Origin of the sequence: Roseibium algicola, assembly GCF_001999245.1 — a bacterium.
In the GTDB taxonomy this organism is placed as follows: Bacteria; Pseudomonadota; Alphaproteobacteria; order Rhizobiales; family Stappiaceae; genus Roseibium; species Roseibium algicola.
Map to the genome: position 1 here is coordinate 3,232,430 of NZ_CP019630.1, position 17,327 is coordinate 3,249,756.

Here is a 17,327-nt window from a genome sequence, read left to right on the forward strand (position 1 = left end):
CCAATCAGATGCCGAACCTGTCCCGCAGCCGGTAGACCAGCACCGATGGTGCCAGGAACCACGGATTGCCCTGGTACAGCGGCCGTGTCGGGAAGGGGATCTTCTCGAACGCGGAGAGTGATTTTTCTCGGCCGGCAGCTTTCTGGCCCATACGCATGCCGAGATAACTCGCCATACCCACCCCGGACCCGCAATAGCCGCCTGCGTGAAACAGGCCGTTGTCTTCGCCAGCATGGGCGAGCGTGTCGAAGGTGTAGCCGACAAACCCCATCCAGGCATGGCTGATCCGCACGGAGCCAAGTTCCGGAAAGAGGGCTGTCATATCGCGGTGGAGCTTGAGCGCGCTGTTGCGCGGGTCCGTTTCGCTCAAGGAGACCCGGCCGCCAAACAGCACGCGCTTCCGGTCGGGGGACAGCCGGTAGTAATAGACCAGTTTTCTGGTGTCGGAGAGGACCCGGTCCGTCGGAAACAGCCGGTCGATCGTTTCACTCGGGATTTCTTCCGTCGCGATCACGTAGGAGCCGATCGGGATCAGCCGCCGCTGAAGCCAGGGCGACAGGGGGCCGGAGTAACCATTGGTCGCCAGAATGACCTTGCCTGCCTTGAGGGAGCCGTCGCTTGTCAGGACCTTGAAGCCTGACGTCTCGCGTTCAAGCGACACCACCCGGCACTTGCCGCGCACCATCGCGCCTTCCGCCTGCACCTTGTTCAAAAGTGAAGGATGGTACTTGCTGACATCGATGCTGCAATGATGCGGATTGACGATACCGCCATGATAGGCATCGGTCCCAAGCTCCCGTGCCATGTCGCCTTTCGGCACCATGAAGGCATCGGTCTTCCACACGGGGTGTCCGGCGGCACAATCTCTGGCAAGGCTCTCGTAAAGATGGGGCTTGTGGGCGCCGTGGAAGCGGCCGGTTTCCCGTAAGCCCATCTCCAGTCCATCTTCCCTTGAAAGTGCGTGCATGTAGTCAAGAGACGCCTGGCCTTCCACGCAAAGCTGGGTGGCCAGCTCCCTGCCGTAGCGGCCCGCCAGGTTGGAAAAGGACGGCTTGAGGCTGGTCGAAAGCTGGCCGCCATTGCGCATGCTGCAGCCCCAGCCCGGGTCTTCCGCGTCGAGAACCAGTGTGCCGAGGCCTTCACGGGCGGTCTGCAGAGCGGCGTTCAGGCCGGTGTACCCACCGCCAACCACCAGCACATCGACCTCTGCCGGCAAACCGGTATCCGGCAATGCGAGTTTGGGCGCGATATCCTGCCAGTATGGTGTCGTCTTGTAGTTGTCCGCAAAAAGAGGCTGGTTCATTACGTGCCCTACGCCGCTCGTGTGTCATCCAGGATAAGGTCCGCGCCTTTTTCGCCGACCATGATCGCAGGTGCGTTGGTATTGCCGGACGTGACCGTCGGGAAAATCGAGGCATCGACGACCCGAAGCCCTTCGACCCCGTAAACCCGTAGGCGCGTGTCGACGACGTTTTCGCCCGCGTCCGGTCCCATGCGGCAGGTGCTGACAGGGTGGAAGACTGTGGAACAGCGGCTGCGGACATCCGCCAGCATGTCCTCGTCGGTCTGGACACCCGGGCCGGGTGTGATCTCCTCGTCGATAACCGATTGCATGGCAGGGCTTTCGGCGATCTTGCGCATCAGCTTGCTGCCTTCGATCATCTCCGTGAGATCGCGGTTGGTGCTGAGCGAGTTCGGGTGGATCTCCGGCATGTCGAACGGATCGGTGGAGCGCAGGCAGATATGGCCGCGGCTGGTTGGCCGTGTCGGCTGGAAGCCGAGGAGGAAGCCGGGGAAAGGGTCCGGGTTCATCAGCGGACGTTTGCCCTTCGGCGCCTTGGTGTAGCTGACGGGCGAGAAATAAAGCTGGATGTTCGGCCGTTCACAATCCGGATTGCTTCTGACGAAGCCACCAGCCTGATTGACACTGAGCGACAGCGGACCACTGCGGGTCAGGACATAGCGGATGCCCTGGGCGAGCTTGCCCCACCAGGGATAAAGCTGCTGGTTCAGCGTCGGCACTTTGGACCGGTAGAGATAGTCGAGACCGAGATGGTCCTGAAGGTTCTTGCCGACAGCAGGACTGTGCAAGGTGGAGGTGATGCCCTTGGCCTGCAGTTCCGCGCCATCACCAATGCCGGACAACATGAGGATTTGCGGCGAGTTGACGGCACCTGCACTGAGGATCACTTCCCGTCGGGCATTCACGGTCTGCTCGGTGCCGCCTCGGCTATAGACGACACCGGTCGCCCGTCCGTTTTCAAGGATCAGCCGGGTCGTGTGTGCGTTGGTCAGGATGGAGACATTCTGACGTTTTTTCGCGCGTGAAAGATAGGCACGGGCCGTCGACATGCGGAACCCGTTTTTCGCGGTTATCTGGTAGAGGCCGACACCTTCCTGGCTTCTGCCATTGAAATCCGGGTTACGGCTGAAGCCGGCTTCCTCGCTGGCTGCCAGGAAGTTTTGACACAGCGGGTGGACGTCCTTGTCCATGGAGGAGACATAAAGGGGGCCATCCCCGCCGCGATAGTCGTCGGCACCGTTGCAATTGGTTTCCGAGCGCTTGAAATAGGGCAGAACGTCCTGCCAGCCCCAGCCGGTGTTGCCGAGGGCCTTCCAGTCCTCGAAATCCGCATGCTGACCGCGAATATAGACCATGGCATTGATAGAACTGGACCCACCCAGCACCTTGCCGCGCGGCCAGTAGCCGGAGCGGTCGTTGAGCCCCGGGTCCGCTTCGGTGTGGTACATCCAGTTGATGTTCCGGTTATAGAAAGCCTTGCCGTAGCCGATCGGCATCCAGATCCAGAAATTGAGATCCGAGCCACCCGCCTCCAGAAGGCAGACGGTGTATTTGCCGTCTTCCGACAACCGGTCGGCAAGCACCGAGCCTGCCGAGCCCGCGCCGACGATGACAAAGTCGAACTCCGCCATGAATGCTCCTATTGAGAGGTCTTGTCGCGCTGGATGGCAATCGATAGCAGCGCAAGCAGTCCGGACCCTACCATGAGCACGAAGGAGACGGCATTGAGGACCGGCGTCGAGCCGACCTTTGCCATCCGGTCATACATGGTGATCGTCAGCGGCGCTTCCGAGCCGACAAGAAATAGCGTGGTGTTGAAGTTCTCGAACGAGACCAGGAAGGCGACGATGCCGGCCGCGATCATCGCCGGTCGCAGGAAGGGCAGTGTGACGGTGCGCAACACGCGGACCCGACTTGCCCCCAGGTTGAAGGCGGCTTCTTCCATCGTGGCGTCGAATTTCTTCAGCCGGGCCGTGATCACCAGCGAGGTGATGGTGGTGATGAAGGAAAACTGCCCGAACACGACAAGCAGAAGACCTGGCCTCAGGAACTCAAGCTCCAGATCGAACCTGTTTTCCATGTAGTTCGCGGTGTCGCTGGCCAGGACCAGGATGGAGATGCCGAGGATGACACCGGGGATCACCAGCGGCACCACCATCAGAATGTAGAAGAAGTTCTTGCCTGGAAACTCGCCGCGCACGAACAGGAACGCATTGGTCGTGCCGACGAAGACGGAGAGCGCCGCCACGAAGATTGCGATGACGAACGAATAATAAAGCCCCTGCAGCAAACGCCGGTCATGGAACATGCCGAGTTTTGGTTCGGTGTCGCTGAAGAACCAGTCCAGCGTGAAACCTTGCCAGGGCAGTGCCGGGAACAGGCTGTCGTTGAAGGCGAAGGCTCCGGCTGAAATCAGCGGCGCTGCCAGGAAGATGAAGAAGGCAACGACATAGAGCCGGTAGCCCACCAGGAACGGAGAGGAGTTCTTTTGCGCAAGCATCGTCTGTCCTCCTCAGCTCTTGGCCACGGTGTTGGCGAGGGTCTGACCGGAGAGTTTCAGGCCGAGCCAGATCACGACGGAGGTAAAAATAAGGAGCAGCATGCCGAAGGCCGCGCCTCCTTCCCAGTTGAAGCGGGTGATGAACTGATTGTAGATCTGTTCGGTAAACCAGCTCGAATTCTTGCCGCCGAGCAGGATCGGCGTCAGGTAGGAACCTGCCGTCAGCATGAAGGTGACGATACAGCCGGCCACGATGCCCGGCATCGCGTAAGGAATGATGATCCGGCGCAGCACGGTGAAGCCGCTGCCGCCCAGATTGTACCCGGCCTCGATCATTGAATTGTCCATGCCGTCCAGCGTCGAAACCAGTGGCACGATCATGAACAGGATCACGGTGTAGACGAGGCCGATGATGACCGCGATGTCGTTGTAGAGAAACTCGACAGGCTGGCCGACCAGTCCGGTCCAGAGCAGGAAATTCGAAATCACACCGGTTTCGCGCAACAGCAGGATCCAGCCGAAGGAACGGATCAGGTCGCTGACCCAGAGCGGGATCAGGCAGAGCAGGAACAGACCACCGCGCGCCCTGGGGCCGGCGATCTTGGCGATGTAGTAGGCAATGGGAAAGCCGATCAGCAGCGCCAGTGCTGTGACCAGCAGGGACATGGATCCGGTTCGAAGTAGGGTGTTCCAGTAGATCGGTTCGTTTATGAAATCCAGATAGTTGGCGAAGCTGTACTCATAGACGCGCGGTGCCACTTTCTCGCGGAAGGAGAGGAGCACCATGCCGATGTGCGGCAGAATGATCAGCAGCAGGATCCAGAGCGCGAAAGGCGAAAACAGCAGGATCAGCGACAGCCGTTTGATGTCCTTGTTCTGCATCATGCGCTCTCCGCGCGGGCAAAACACATGGCCTGACGAGACGACCAGATCAGGCGCACGTCTTCTCCGGGTTTCAGGTCGTTGTTGCCGGTTACCGTTACGTCGGATTCGATAAGCTCGCCGCTGCCGGTCCGTACGAGAACACGGCTGTTGGCACCGTTGAAGAGCAGGCTGTCGATGACACCACTCATCTGGTTGTCACCTTCTGTCACGGCCTGGTCCGCTTCGGATGAGCGCACCGTGCGGATGAATTCCGGCCGCACGAAAATCTCCACCTTGTCGCCATCACGAATGGTCTGACCCGCGCCGGCACTGAAACTCATCGAAAGGCCCTGGTCCGTTTCCACCTTGCCACCTGTGCCATCTGCGGATTTCACCGTGCCGGACCAGCGGTTGCTATCGCCGACAAAACCGGCGACGAAGGCGGTCTTGGGATGATGATAGAGATCCTGCGGCGTGCCGATCTGTTCGAAAATGCCCTGGTTCATGATGGCGACGTTATCGGACATCACCAGTGCTTCCGACTGATCGTGGGTGATGTAGATAAAGGTCGTGTTGAACTGGTGCTGCAACAGCTTCAGCTCGATCTTCATCGCTTCGCGCAGCTTCAGATCGAGCGCGCCGAGCGGTTCATCGAGCAGCAGCACATCCGGATCGAGCACCATGCAGCGAGCAATGGCGATGCGCTGTTTCTGGCCGCCGGACAACTGGTGGATTTCCCGCTCGCCGACGTCGGGCAGGGCGATCCGCTCCAGCACGTCCTGAACCTTGCGTTTGATGTCGGCATTGTTCACGCCTGCACACCTGAGGCCATAGGCAATGTTCTCGTAGACGTTCATCATCGGGAACAGCGCCAGATGCTGGAACACCATCTTGACGTTGCGCCGGTTGGGCGGCACGCCGAGTACCGACTTGCCCTTGATCTTGATATCGCCGGAGGTCGGGTCCTCGAAACCCGCGATCATGCGCATCAGGGTTGTCTTGCCACAGCCCGACGGACCGAGAATGGAGAAGAACGAACCGCTCGGGATCTCGAAGGAGACGCCTTTGACGGCGCGAAATCCTCCAAAACTCTTGGCAAGGTCGAGGCATTCAAGATCGTAGGCGGGTGAGGTGTGTTTCATCAATGCGGGCCAACTGGAAGGGATCGGGGTTTGGAGCGCCGGGTGTTCCCGGTTGCTTCTCTCCGGTGTTTTGATTTTTTCAAAAAAGGAAAGGGCTGCCGGAATGGTTCCTGCAGCCCTGAACCTGATCAGCCGCCTGTGGCTGCCTTGATCTTCTCGAGGGTCTTGCCTTCCATGTCTTCCACGCCGGGAGGAATGTTGGCAAAGAACTTGAGATTGTCGATGTCGGCTGCGGTGAAGGCCGCATTGACGGCTGCCTTCTTGTCTTCCGGCAGCAGGTCGGTACCACCCTTGACCGCGGCAATCGCGCCGGTGCTGCCGGACATGATGGTCACGTTTTCCGGCCGCAACACGAAGTTGATCCACTTGTAGGCGGCATCATCCGCCTTGCCCTTGCGTGGCAGGGCGAAGGTGTCGATCCAGGCTAGTGCACCTTCTTTCGGCGGAACGAAGACGATGTTCTGGTTCTGGTCGTAGAGCTTGTAGGCGGTGGAATCCCAGGTTTCGGATGCCACGATTTCGCCTGACAGCATCATGGCGGACAGGTCGTCGCCGCCTTTCCAGTAGGCCTTGATGTTGTCCTTGCACTCGATCAGCTTGTCGGCGACCTTGTCCAGGATGCCCTGGTATTTCTCAAGGTCTGCGTAGGCCGCGAACGGGTCTTCGCCCATCGAGAAGGCCGTGCCGAGCAGGATCGTGCGCTTCAGACGCATCGAGGTCTTGCCCTTGTAGGCCGGGTCGCACAGGTCGGCCCAGCTCGAAAGGTCCGGAGCCTTTGTCTTGTCGGCCATCAGGCCGGATGTGCCCCACTGGTGGGGAACCGCGTAGACTTCACCCTCGATCGTGGTGTTTGCCTTCACGCCGTCAAGCAGCTTGGCTTCCATCGCGCTGGTGTCGATCTTTGAAAGATCCAGCGGCTTGTAGATGTCATATTCCAGCTGGGCCGCGTAGATGCGGTCGTGGCTTGGCTGGGCAAGGTCGAAGCCGGCACCACCAGTGGCGCGCAGCTTGGCAATCATTTCCTCGTTGTTGGAGAAGGTGACTTCAACATCAATGTCCGGATATTCTTCTTCAAATTTTTGGACCAGTTCGTCGGGAGCGTAAGACCCCCAGGTCAACAGGCGCAGGGTCTCTGCCTGGGCAGAGCCGGCACCGGCAAGCATGGTTGCGGCCAACAGGCCGGTTAGTGTTGTTTTCAAATGCATGACGTCCTCCTGAATGCACTCAGCGTACTAACCGGAAAAAAGCCTAGGTTGGAATTGGCCTGCCAAATATATCCATTGCAGATAATTTAGCAGTCCAATTGACCGAGGATGCACCTTAGCTGGTGCAGCAAACAGGCAGGATTTTCTTGAGAACCTTCATGCCTTTGCGGATGTCATCCTGCGCGGAGCTGCCGAAGCCGAGGACAATGCCGCGCTGCGGTATCCGGCCGAGAGCGTAGCGAGACAGGGGGGCGGTGGTGATGCCGTGTTTGGCCGCTTCAGCGACGATCCTGTCTTCGTCGTATCGGTTCGACAAAAGGCCGACAGCGTGAAAGCCGCTGCTGGTTGGCTGCAGGTCGATGTCTCCTGCAAGACTGGCGCTTTCTGCCATCAAGGTGTCGTGACGGTGCTTGTAGAGTTGGCGCATGGTGCGGATGTGTGTTGCGAACATGCCTTCATCCATGAATTCGGCAACGATCGCCTGGGTGACGGTCGGAACACCGGCAAGCCAGGTCAGGCAGACCCGTTCAAAGCTTTCCACCAGGCCTTCCGGCACCAGAACGAAGCCGAGCCTGAGGGCTGGAAACAGGGACTTGGAGAAGGTGCCGACATAGATTACCCGGCCGTGGGTGTCGATGCTCTTGAGTGTTGGTGGTGGCTGGTCGCCGAAATAGAATTCGCCGTCGTAGTCGTCCTCCACGATCATGGCGTCGGCTTCATTGGCGGCTTTCAGAAGCGCCAGACGGCGGGAAAGGCTCATGACGTGGCCAAGCGGCTGCTGGTGCGATGGCGTTACGAAGGCGAGCCGAAAGTAGGGCGCCTTGGCAAGGCCGTCCTCGATGCAAAGGCCTTCCTCGTCAACGGCGACAGGAATTGGCCTTGCGCCAATGGCAACAAAAGCGTTGCGCGCACCAATTGCGCCAGGATTTTCAAACCAGATCGGCTCGCCCGGATTGACCAGCATGCCGCCAACTAGGGAAAACGCCCGCTGGGCGCCGTTGGTGATGAATATCTGTTCGGGATCGCACTTGATTCCGCGGGAGGCATTGAGCTGACGGGCAATCGCCCGGCGCAGCGGCATGTAGCCGAAGGGCTCGCCATAGCCGGCAATGTGGTCGCGGTCCTTGCGCCAGTGCCGTGCGGAGAGTTTTGCCCATTGCGCCATCGGAAAGGCGTCGAGCGCCGGCAGAGCTGTGACGAAGGCCTGCGATTTGTGCGGCAGGCGCGAGCGCAAGGTGAAGTCCGGGATGGCATGCCGGGTTGCGTGGGAAAGGCGCGGCACGACGGGGGTGATGTCGCTGGCCTCCTGTGACGGCTTCGGTGCAAGGCGGGCATTCAGCGCTTCACTGACGAACGTGCCAGCGCCTACCCTTGCCTCCAGAAGACCTTCGGAAATCAGGCGGTCGGTCGCATCGATTACCGTCGTGCGGGAGACGCCGATCTCCTGCGCCAGGGTGCGTGTGGCCGGCATCCGGTCACCCGGGGTCAATGCCCCCGTCAGCAGCAGGTCGCGCAGGGCCATGTAGAGCTGGATCGAAATTTTCTTTTCGGCCGTCTTGTCGATCTTGATCGACGAGAGCACAGCGCCGGCATGCCGTTTCATCGCATTCTCCCAAATTGGTATGAGAGTTTGCGCAAAACGGACCTTCTATCAAGTCCAATTCTGGATAAGGGTCGGTTCACGAGCCAACCCCTATCCATCGGGACCGTCCGTCCGAGGACCGGATAAGACAATGAAAATACAATCAATAGAAACATTTACCAATGAGTTTGTCTGCTTCGTTCGTGCAACCGCCGAAAACGGTGCGACCGGATGGGGGCAGGTAGCGCCTTACTACGCGGATATCACCGCGGAGGTCGTCCACCGCCAGGTTGCACCTTATGCGCTGGGCGAAGACGCTTTCGACATTGAACACCTGATGGAGATCATCCCGGAACGGGAGCACAAGTTTCCCGGATCTTATCTGCGCCGGGCGATGGGGGGACTGGACACTGCCCTGTTCGACCTTCGCGGCAAGCTGGAAGGCAAGCCGGTGTGCGAACTGCTCGGCGGAACGCCGGGCAAGGTGCGGGCCTACGGGTCGTCGATGAAGCGTGACATCACGGCGAAAGACGAAGCGGATCGCCTCAAGAAGCAGCAGGACCTTTACGGCTTCGACGCCTTCAAGTTCCGGATCGGTGCCGAATGCGGCCGCGATAAGGACGAATGGCCGGGCAGGACGGAAGAAATCGTGCCGACCATGCGCAAGGCCTTTGGTGACGACACCGCACTGCTGGTCGATGCCAACTCCTGCTATTCGCCAGCCAAGGCCATCGAGATCGGCCGGTTCCTGGAAGCCAACGGCATTTCCCATTACGAGGAGCCTTGCCCCTACTGGCACTATGACCAGACCAGGCAAGTGACAGACGCTCTCGACATTGATGTGACAGGGGGGGAGCAGGATTGCTCTCTGGTGGACTGGCAGCGGATGATCGATGAACGGGTTGTCGATATCATTCAGCCGGACGTCTGTTATCTCGGCGGGATGGTTCGCACCATGAAGGTGGCACAAATGGCGCATGAGGCAGGCATTCCCTGCACACCGCATGCGGCCAACCTTTCGCTGGTGACGCTGTTCACCATGCATCTGCTGCGGGCGATCCCGAATGCGGGCAAATATCTCGAATTCTCCATCGAGGAAGCCGACTATTATCCTTGGCAATACGGCCTCTTCACTGCGTCGCCATACGAGATTGTCGACGGGCATGCCACGGTGACCGATGCGCCGGGTTGGGGTGTCGAGATCAGTCCGGAGTGGCTGGCGAAATCCACATACAAGATCAGTTCCCTGGAAGGCTAACGATGTCCGGAGCAAGCGAACTCATCGCGGAATATCAGGCTACGGGCACGCTGAAGGCGTTGCCCCTCGGCCATTTCATCGACGGCAGCTTCACGCAGCCGTCCCATAACCGCACCATGGAAAGTTTCGATCCGGGCCGGGGTGAAGCCTTCGCCCGCTTCACGGCGGGAACCGCCGAAGATGTCGATCAGGCGGTAAAGTCGTCAAAGGTTGCTTTTGAGACGGTCTGGCGAGACATGGCGCCGGTGGAGCGGTCTCGCATCCTTCTGCAAGCGTCCAGGCTTATCCTGGAAAATCTCGATCTTCTGGCCGTTGCCGAAACGCTGGACAGCGGCAAGGCACTGCAGGAAGCTCAAGGCGATGTGCGCGGTGCTGCACGTACGTTCGAGTATTACGCGGGCGCTTGCGACAAGCTGCAGGGAGACAGCTTTCCCCTTGGGCCAAATTATGTCGGTTACGCCATTCACGAGCCGGTCGGGGTCACGGCCCACATCATTCCGTGGAACTTTCCGATCTCCACCGCTGCGCGCGGATTTGCGCCGGCGCTTGCAGCTGGCTGCACGGTTGTGGCCAAGCCTGCCGAACAAACGCCGTTCACCGCGTTGCTGCTCGCGAAGATCCTGCATGATGCCGGATTGCCGGCAGGCGTGTGCAATGTCGTGACCGGAACCGGCGCCGAAACCGGGGCTCCACTGACATCCCATCCGGATGTCGACCACATCACGTTCACCGGTTCGGTCCAGACGGGCAAGGCGGTGATGAAGGCGGCAGCCGACGAGATTACCCGCGTGGTGCTGGAGCTTGGTGGTAAATCGCCCGTGGTGGTGCTTGGCGATTGTGACCGGGAACAGGCGCTATCCGGTGTTCTCGGTGCGATCTACGAGAATGCCGGCCAGATCTGTTCCGCTGGATCTCGTCTCGTGATCGAGAAGAACATTCACGCGGACTTCGTTGCGGAACTGGTGAAACGCACAAAATCGCTGACACTCGGGCACGGTCTTGGTAACCCGGATGTCGGGCCGGTCAATTCTGCGGGACATCTTGCAAAGGTTGCCGGTTTTGTCGACCGCGCAAGGGCTCGGGGAGCTGATATCGTGACGGGTGGCGCCATAGCCGCCGACCCGAAAACCGGCAAGGGCTGGTTCTATGAGCCGACAATCGTCGATAGCGTTTCTGCGAGTGACGAGTTGGCGCAGGAGGAAATCTTCGGGCCGGTGCTGACGGTGCAGGTGGCTGATGATGCCGATCATGCCCTGGCACTTGCCAACGATTGCCAGTACGGCCTGGTCGCAGGCATCTACACGTCGAATTTCGCAAAAGCCCATCAGCTCGCGCGCAAGATCGATGCCGGCCAGATCTACATCAACGAGTATTTCGCCGGCGGGATCGAGGTGCCGTTCGGTGGCAACAAGAAATCCGGTTTCGGCCGCGAAAAAGGTCTCGAGGGTCTCAAGAGCTACTGCAAGACCAAAAGCATTGCCGCAAGGATCGGCTAGAACTTGTCGCGTTTCATCGGAATCGCTTCTCACTGCCTGAATTGGGGGATTTCGACGCAAGATCTTTTTAGTTGGACGCGGCACGCTCCAGGGCAGAGTTCAGTCAGCCGGATCAGAGCGATCCGAACCTGCTCAAACATCCTGTTACCTCCCCTGAAAGGCCGGTTCGGTTTACCGATCCGGCCTCTTTTTTGTTGAGGCTGCGTGCAGCGCGGGAGGATCTCACACCGGAAACTTGCGCTGCTTGAAGAACTCCCAGAGCGCCTTGTTCAGCGTCTGTGTCTTCTGGATCGTTTCCCTGACGAGCGTGATTTCCCGGGAATTGATCGGGCTGGACTTGCCGTATTCGATCTTGTGTTTCTGGTCGCTGATGCGCATCAAAATGGTTGAGGCATTGCGCCCCTCGTTGTCGAACGAATAGATGCAGTGATTGTATTTGTTTTTCAATTTCAAGGTCTTGTGCATGTCCCGTGTGAGGCTCAGCACCTCTTCCCTCAAGTCCGGTTTCTGCGTATCGAGCTTGGCCAGCCGTTCGACCAGATCAATCCGGGCACGCGACGTGTTGAGGGTCAGGAAGATCACCGTCGCGACTTCCTTGGTGACGCCGGCTAGGCCTGCGATCATGTGGATCAGCAAGCTCTCCGTGTTGGTCCACGTATAGTTCAGCCGGCCCATGAGGGCGAGAAACGTCTGGAATTCGTCCGCCATTGTGGGCGCATCTGCCGCGCTCATCTTCAGGCCTCTAGATTGGGTGGTCGTTGTTCCGTCTGAATGTAGATCGCGGCTGCTTCCGTTCTGTTTGAAACGCCGAGCTTTGAAATGATGTGATGGATATGGAGCTTGATGGTGTGCTCCGACAGGGACAATTTTTCGGCGATGTTCTTGTTCTGATATCCCTCTGAGATGAGGCACAGAACTTCGGTTTCCCGTTTCGTCAGCTTGCCGAAGCGGTTCCTGGTACGGCTGCGGTGCCTGCGCTGATGCATGGCCGGGGCTGCGCCGTAAGGCCTTTCCATTCCCATGTACTTGATGGCATCAGCCGGCAGATAATGGCCGCCGTTGAGCATGAGACGGATAGCGCCTAGCCAGAGATCGATCCGAAGGTTCATCGGCAGCACGCTCTTGATCAGGCCTTCCTGGAAATAATCGCTGATGATAGAGGGGAACGACAGATCGTCATTGATCAGCATGCAGAGGTTTGCTTCGGGGAAGTTTTTCCGCAGGCAGGCAATAGCTTCCTTGCGCTCCGCGCTGAAGCCTTCGTCAATCAGGAAAAGGCGTTTTGAAAATTCCCCACGGCGCTCCGAGCGATAAAGATCGATTTTCTGAGTGATACGGATAAAACGTCCATCTTCTATTTCCCGGTCGATTACTCCTTCCAGTTCCTTCGGAAACTTTTCGGACGCTCCAATATAATAGATTGAACCTTTATTCTCGTAATTTACGCTAGTCATTACTGTCACCCCTACAAACTAAGATAAAATTTAATTTTGACTCTCTTTCACTTGCAATTGCCAGAAACAGGGCCTGGGAGAAGCGTTTTTGTAAATATTCATCCGGCTTATTCTGCCGTCGGCATTAGCCATGCGGTTCTTAAAATAATAAAATTTCTTATCTTGTTTGTTCAGACCAAGGATAGGTGCGGGAAATGGGTGGCTGTCGGAAAATGAACATGCCGTCCAAATCGCAGTATTAACAGGGATTTGTGCAGTGACCCCCTAGTCTGAATTTCTCCTCACCCATAACTTGTATATAACAAACTTACCTTAGGTTATATTAATAATTCGATTTAGTCGCGGATCAGATTTTGCTTCAAGATATTGCAATTAAATACTTTTTTGACCTCGCGTGATTTACCTATGTCGCTAGATATCCGCGAAACTTGAATGGTAAATATTTAGTTAAGATTTCCGGCTTATTGCAATCCCCCTGTTCTGTCATTGTTTTCATCGGCTGGGAGATTCTCGTATTTGTGTAAATCCTCGGTTTGTGGATCCCAATCCTCAAATTTGACTTCCAGCCGAAGAGTAAATGGAGCAGCTAAATCTATTTTGATTAGCTGATGTGGTTGTTTTTGCCATTTTCCATTTGATCTGGGGCGGTAACGCTCCTCTTAACCACGACAGCCCTATGCAAATCGATAGAAGACGATCTGCCGAGCTGTCCGATCTGAGGACAGAACCATGAGCGAATACGTTTGGCATAAAAACGAGCTGAACATCGATAAGTCGTTCAATCCGACTTATTCTAGCGAGTACAACACCAACTATAATCACGAAATAAACATCGACAATTCGAAGAGCTACGAGTGGGAATACTCGGACGACGACAACACCCAGGATGTGAACAACCAGGTGTTCAAGTATGTCGACAGTGACTTCGATCCCGTGATCAATGTGGATTTCGAGAACGGTCCTTCGGACGTCGACAACATTGACCTGGACATCGGCGACCATGCGAGTGTCGAGGACATTCTGATTGCGAAAGGCAACATCGACTTCGACCCGGGCGACGATATCAAGGTCGAAGACGTCCTCAATGACGCGCTGAACGGCCTTGGGAACGATACCGGCATTGCAATCAACAACAGCAACCAGCTGGAAGACAACGACTGGGCAAAAGACACCTTTGTCGCCAATGAAGGGTCCTTCACGCAGAAGCTGACTGCCAACGGCGGTTCGGCGGAAGCTGATGACGGTCTGGCTTTCGGTGGATCGTCCATGACCGTGGATGCCCTTGATGATGCGACGGTGATTGGTGAAGTGATGGCCGCTGCCAATGCCGCCAACGCAACCGAAGCGTTCGTCAACGAGCTGGTGCAGGGTGCGAACATTCTCAACAACTCGGTCGACACGACGATTGTCGGCGGTGATCTCTACACCGACAGCGTTGGTGAAGACGAGCTCTAAGATGTTTGATCGGCGCTGCGGTTTTCTGTTTCGAACCTGTTTCCGAAACGCCAGCTGCGCCCGTTTCCAAGTCAGAATGCGGTGTGAACGCCGGTCTTGCGAGACCCGGCTCGCCGCGATGAACAAGGACTATTATCATGTCTGGTAAGCGTGGAACTCAATTCAATTACTCTGATTTCGATGCAGTCGATGACTCGAAGATCATCAACAAGGCCGAAGTCGTGATGAACTTCGAAGAAGGTTTTGTTTATGACGACGACGATGTCGTGGACATCGACCTGGAAGAATGCGCTGAAGTCGACGAGATGCTCGTGAGCGTCAACGGCGGCATCGACTACAGCCCGGGCGACGACATCACCGTTGAAGACATTTTGAACGAAGCCCTCAATGGTGGCGGCAATGATGCCGGTGTCGTGCTCAACAACAGCAACCAGCTGGAAGACAACGACTGGGCCAACGGTACGACGGCAACCAACAACGCCGGCTTCAACCAGACCCTGAGTGCCAAGGGTGGCGATGCCGAAACCGATGACGGTATTTCGGCAGGGGGCTCCAGCGGGTCGGCATACGTCGATGCTGACATGCAGGCATTCGGTGGCCATGTCGGCACCTGGTTCGGTCATGCCGGTTTCCATGGCATGTCGGTCGACCTGGAAGGCAATCTGGAAATCGATGACCTCGGTTCCGGCAGCGTCAGCGTCATCGCTGATGACGATGCGCTCGTCCAGGGCATGAATGCAGCTGAAGCATCCGCTTCCAACGATGCATCGGCATTCACCAACACGCTGGTGCAGGGCGAAAACATCCTGAACAACTCTGTCGACATGACCATTGTCGGCGGCAACATGGACAGCCTGATGACCGGTGAAGATCTCGGCTCCCTGAGCTGATCCGGTTTGTTCCTGAATTGATTTTCAATTCCGGAAAACAGCAGCAGGCGCGGAGCTCACTTGCTCCGCGCCTGCTGAACGCGGCCTCTCGTATTTAGATTCGCGCGAGTTTGACCGCGAAAACGACCCTTCATTCAGATTAGGGGGCTGACATGTTTTTTTATGATGACCTTACGCGTGAAGCGATTTCGCATTTTGTAGGAAGCTTTTCCATGTCACTCGAGGAGGCCCGCGCCCGCCTTGAGTATCTTGAATTCCGCGCGGCACAGCTTGCTGCCGAACAGGCAGAGCAAGGTGAGGCGATGGAGGCGCTGCTGACAGTCTGGCCCGACTATCAGCTGCTCGACCTCAATCCGAATATCCATTACGAATTCGATGGTTACAGCTACTATGACGACGTTCCCGCCGCCCTGAACTTTTATGAGTGGGATGGCATTGGCATGCGGGCACATCTGATGCCGCCGCCGGTTGAGGGGACTTTCAATCCCTACACCATCGCGCTGACAGGCGGTGTCCGCTTCATAACGTTCCAGCACGAAGTGCTGCCCAACAGCTTTGCCGTTGTGTCCCGGTCCGAAAACGTGCTGGAGGACAACGACTATCTGTCCAACACGGGTCTCCACTATCATTTCGATTACGAAGCACCATCACTCATCTCCTTCCTCGATGCGCTGGAGGCCGCCGGGATCACCGGCAGGTTCAGCTTTACGGAAGCAGACAATCCGGCAGGCAATCTGAGCGCGACCGTCGCAGCCTGGACGGAAACAGCCCAAACCATGCAAGCCGGCGCTCCCGGTGTCGGGCAACAGGTTCTGGCAACCGGAGATGACACCGGGCAGCTCTATCAGAACGGTATCGTTGTCGAGGAAGCCGCCCGTCTTGACGAAGTCATCAAGCATTTGAAGGGCCGTGCCCCGGACGATGACGCCGAAGCGAACTCCGATGACGTGGTGCTCGAGGGACCGCAAAGCGCCTCAGGCGAGTTGGCTTCGCTGGTGGACACCGCCGGAACCTCCGCTTCGCTGCAAATCAGTGCCGGCAACAACACACTGATCAATCAGGCCATTCTGGTGGACGTCTGGGGCAAGGCCGCGACCATAGCTGTGGCCGGCGATTATTACGATCTCGACATTATCAGCCAGACAAATGTTCTGGCAGCGCCGCATCTGGCGGGTCTTGGCCAGTGGGAGACGGATCCGAGTACCGGCAGCTACAACATCGCATCGATCATGAACACCGGTTCGGATCTGCCCATGGATGTTGCTCCGGTCGGCAATCATTCACTCTGGGATATCACCTTTCACGACGGTGACATGACCTTCGTGAACTGGCTGACCCAGAAGAACTACCTGGTCGACAACGATACCATCGTCTACCAGGAAGACGACTCGGGCACGACGATCATGTCCGGTGGCAATATTCTGACAAATGCTCTCAACCTTACGGAACTGAGCACCTTTTTCGATCTTATCCTGATCGGAGGCGACTATTACTCGGCCAATGTGATCAGCCAGACCAACGTCATGGTCAATTTCGATCAGGTCATTGCCGAAGGTACACAAGACGCTTCCATGCCGATGCCTGACGGGCAGATCGACAATCTGCTCTGGAACGAGGCCTATATCGTTTCCAACTACAACAGTTCCGTCGTCGACCTGGATCCGGCAAGCGCGAACCGGCTCGCAACGGCAGATGAAGAGGATCTCGGCGATGACTTCTTGTCCGGGCTCTTCAGCGGGGAAGCTTCGCCTTTCAACCAGCTGAACGTTCTTTATATCTCCGGTGATGTCTACGACATCAATTATCTCGAACAGGTCAATATCCTTGGCGACAGCGACAGCATCGCCACGCTTGGGGTCGATGTCTCAAGCGAAGGCACCAGCATCAACGGCGATTCAAACCTTCTCTACAATGCCGCGGTGATTCAGGAAGCCAGCGTGGACAATGTTGTTCGCGTCGGTGGCGACACCTATTCGGAAGCTTTGCTTTACCAGGCGGAGATCCTGACCGCAGATGTCGAGCAACCTGATCACGGCGGGGCGGGTCTTGCGTCGGAGGCCGTTGTCTTCCTGGCCGATGGCATGCTGACCAATGGTGACAACGATCTCGAAACCGTCAACCTGAACCAGGTGCCGGACGAGGTCTGTGTCGATCCGATGGCGACAATGGTCGCTTAGG

The 17,327-nt window shown here is 57.4% G+C and carries 14 protein-coding genes; 5 read left to right on the top strand and 9 right to left on the bottom strand.

The window, feature by feature from the left end:
- Nucleotides 1-4 precede the first annotated feature (4 nt).
- The 7 genes from B0E33_RS15095 to pdxR all read right to left on the bottom strand — a co-directional run bounded on the left by B0E33_RS15095 (nucleotide 5) and on the right by pdxR (nucleotide 8,617).
- A complete protein-coding gene (locus tag B0E33_RS15095; protein ID WP_077291646.1) occupies nucleotides 5-1,303 on the bottom strand; it encodes an NAD(P)/FAD-dependent oxidoreductase in 1,299 nt (432 codons plus the stop codon).
- A gap of 8 nt (nucleotides 1,304-1,311) precedes the next feature.
- On the bottom strand, nucleotides 1,312-2,934 hold the full coding sequence (locus B0E33_RS15100; protein ID WP_077291647.1) for a GMC family oxidoreductase: 1,623 nt from the start codon (nucleotides 2,932-2,934) through the stop codon (nucleotides 1,312-1,314).
- An 8-nt stretch (nucleotides 2,935-2,942) separates the two neighbouring features.
- Nucleotides 2,943-3,803 (bottom strand): ABC transporter permease, encoded by an 861-nt coding sequence (locus tag B0E33_RS15105; protein WP_077291648.1) that lies wholly within the window; start codon nucleotides 3,801-3,803, stop codon nucleotides 2,943-2,945.
- A gap of 12 nt (nucleotides 3,804-3,815) precedes the next feature.
- Nucleotides 3,816-4,688, bottom strand: a complete 873-nt coding sequence (locus B0E33_RS15110; protein WP_023000093.1) for an ABC transporter permease — start codon at nucleotides 4,686-4,688, stop codon at nucleotides 3,816-3,818.
- Nucleotides 4,685-5,809, bottom strand: a complete 1,125-nt coding sequence (locus B0E33_RS15115; RefSeq protein ID WP_077291649.1) for an ABC transporter ATP-binding protein — start codon at nucleotides 5,807-5,809, stop codon at nucleotides 4,685-4,687. The genes B0E33_RS15110 and B0E33_RS15115 overlap by 4 nt, the downstream gene beginning before the upstream one ends.
- Nucleotides 5,810-5,937: 128 nt before the next feature.
- Entirely contained in the window at nucleotides 5,938-7,014 is a 1,077-nt protein-coding gene (locus B0E33_RS15120) for an extracellular solute-binding protein (protein WP_077291650.1), read from the bottom strand.
- 115 nt (nucleotides 7,015-7,129) lie between these two features.
- Entirely contained in the window at nucleotides 7,130-8,617 is a 1,488-nt protein-coding gene (gene pdxR, locus B0E33_RS15125) for a MocR-like pyridoxine biosynthesis transcription factor PdxR (protein WP_077291651.1), read from the bottom strand.
- A gap of 130 nt (nucleotides 8,618-8,747) precedes the next feature.
- Here pdxR and B0E33_RS15130 point away from each other — a divergent pair, with 130 nt between their 5' ends.
- Nucleotides 8,748-9,854: a mandelate racemase/muconate lactonizing enzyme family protein gene (locus B0E33_RS15130; RefSeq protein ID WP_023000098.1), complete on the top strand. Its 1,107-nt coding sequence runs from the start codon at nucleotides 8,748-8,750 to the stop codon at nucleotides 9,852-9,854.
- 2 nt (nucleotides 9,855-9,856) lie between these two features.
- On the top strand, nucleotides 9,857-11,350 hold the full coding sequence (locus B0E33_RS15135; RefSeq protein WP_077291652.1) for an aldehyde dehydrogenase family protein: 1,494 nt from the start codon (nucleotides 9,857-9,859) through the stop codon (nucleotides 11,348-11,350).
- 222 nt (nucleotides 11,351-11,572) lie between these two features.
- Here B0E33_RS15135 and B0E33_RS15140 read toward each other — a convergent pair whose 3' ends face one another.
- Complete coding sequence (locus tag B0E33_RS15140) at nucleotides 11,573-12,082, bottom strand: hypothetical protein (RefSeq protein ID WP_228148017.1); 510 nt, start codon at nucleotides 12,080-12,082, stop codon at nucleotides 11,573-11,575.
- 2 nt (nucleotides 12,083-12,084) lie between these two features.
- Entirely contained in the window at nucleotides 12,085-12,804 is a 720-nt protein-coding gene (locus B0E33_RS31295; RefSeq protein ID WP_023000101.1) for a helix-turn-helix transcriptional regulator, read from the bottom strand.
- Between the two features lie 729 nt (nucleotides 12,805-13,533).
- On the opposite strand from B0E33_RS31295, the gene B0E33_RS15150 reads away from it, so the two are divergent.
- From B0E33_RS15150 to B0E33_RS15160, 3 genes are all read left to right on the top strand, one after another.
- Entirely contained in the window at nucleotides 13,534-14,259 is a 726-nt protein-coding gene (locus B0E33_RS15150) for a hypothetical protein (protein ID WP_023000102.1), read from the top strand.
- A gap of 137 nt (nucleotides 14,260-14,396) precedes the next feature.
- Nucleotides 14,397-15,149 carry a hypothetical protein gene (locus B0E33_RS15155; RefSeq protein WP_023000103.1) on the top strand — a complete coding sequence of 251 codons (753 nt, stop codon included), beginning with the start codon at nucleotides 14,397-14,399 and terminating at the stop codon, nucleotides 15,147-15,149.
- A gap of 212 nt (nucleotides 15,150-15,361) precedes the next feature.
- The gene (locus B0E33_RS15160; protein ID WP_156912414.1) at nucleotides 15,362-17,326 is read left to right on the top strand and encodes a hypothetical protein; all 1,965 of its coding nucleotides are present in this window, start codon (nucleotides 15,362-15,364) and stop codon (nucleotides 17,324-17,326) included.
- The last annotated feature ends 1 nt before the right edge of the window (nucleotide 17,327 follow it).

Excerpts from the sequence above, each read along its gene's own strand:
- B0E33_RS15120 (WP_077291650.1), bottom strand. The coding sequence starts at position 7,014 with ATGCATTTGAAAACAACACTAACCGGCCTGTTGGCCGCAACCATGCTT.
- B0E33_RS15150 (WP_023000102.1), top strand. The coding sequence starts at position 13,534 with ATGAGCGAATACGTTTGGCATAAAAACGAGCTGAACATCGATAAGTCG.
- B0E33_RS15135 (WP_077291652.1), top strand. The coding sequence starts at position 9,857 with ATGTCCGGAGCAAGCGAACTCATCGCGGAATATCAGGCTACGGGCACG.
- B0E33_RS15140 (WP_228148017.1), bottom strand. The coding sequence starts at position 12,082 with ATGAGCGCGGCAGATGCGCCCACAATGGCGGACGAATTCCAGACGTTT.
- B0E33_RS15105 (WP_077291648.1), bottom strand. The coding sequence starts at position 3,803 with ATGCTTGCGCAAAAGAACTCCTCTCCGTTCCTGGTGGGCTACCGGCTC.
- B0E33_RS15095 (WP_077291646.1), bottom strand. The coding sequence starts at position 1,303 with ATGAACCAGCCTCTTTTTGCGGACAACTACAAGACGACACCATACTGG.
- B0E33_RS15160 (WP_156912414.1), top strand. The coding sequence starts at position 15,362 with ATGTCACTCGAGGAGGCCCGCGCCCGCCTTGAGTATCTTGAATTCCGC.
- B0E33_RS15130 (WP_023000098.1), top strand. The coding sequence starts at position 8,748 with ATGAAAATACAATCAATAGAAACATTTACCAATGAGTTTGTCTGCTTC.
- pdxR (WP_077291651.1), bottom strand. The coding sequence starts at position 8,617 with ATGAAACGGCATGCCGGCGCTGTGCTCTCGTCGATCAAGATCGACAAG.
- B0E33_RS15100 (WP_077291647.1), bottom strand. The coding sequence starts at position 2,934 with ATGGCGGAGTTCGACTTTGTCATCGTCGGCGCGGGCTCGGCAGGCTCG.
- B0E33_RS31295 (WP_023000101.1), bottom strand. The coding sequence starts at position 12,804 with ATGACTAGCGTAAATTACGAGAATAAAGGTTCAATCTATTATATTGGA.
- B0E33_RS15110 (WP_023000093.1), bottom strand. The coding sequence starts at position 4,688 with ATGATGCAGAACAAGGACATCAAACGGCTGTCGCTGATCCTGCTGTTT.
- B0E33_RS15155 (WP_023000103.1), top strand. The coding sequence starts at position 14,397 with ATGTCTGGTAAGCGTGGAACTCAATTCAATTACTCTGATTTCGATGCA.
- B0E33_RS15115 (WP_077291649.1), bottom strand. The coding sequence starts at position 5,809 with ATGAAACACACCTCACCCGCCTACGATCTTGAATGCCTCGACCTTGCC.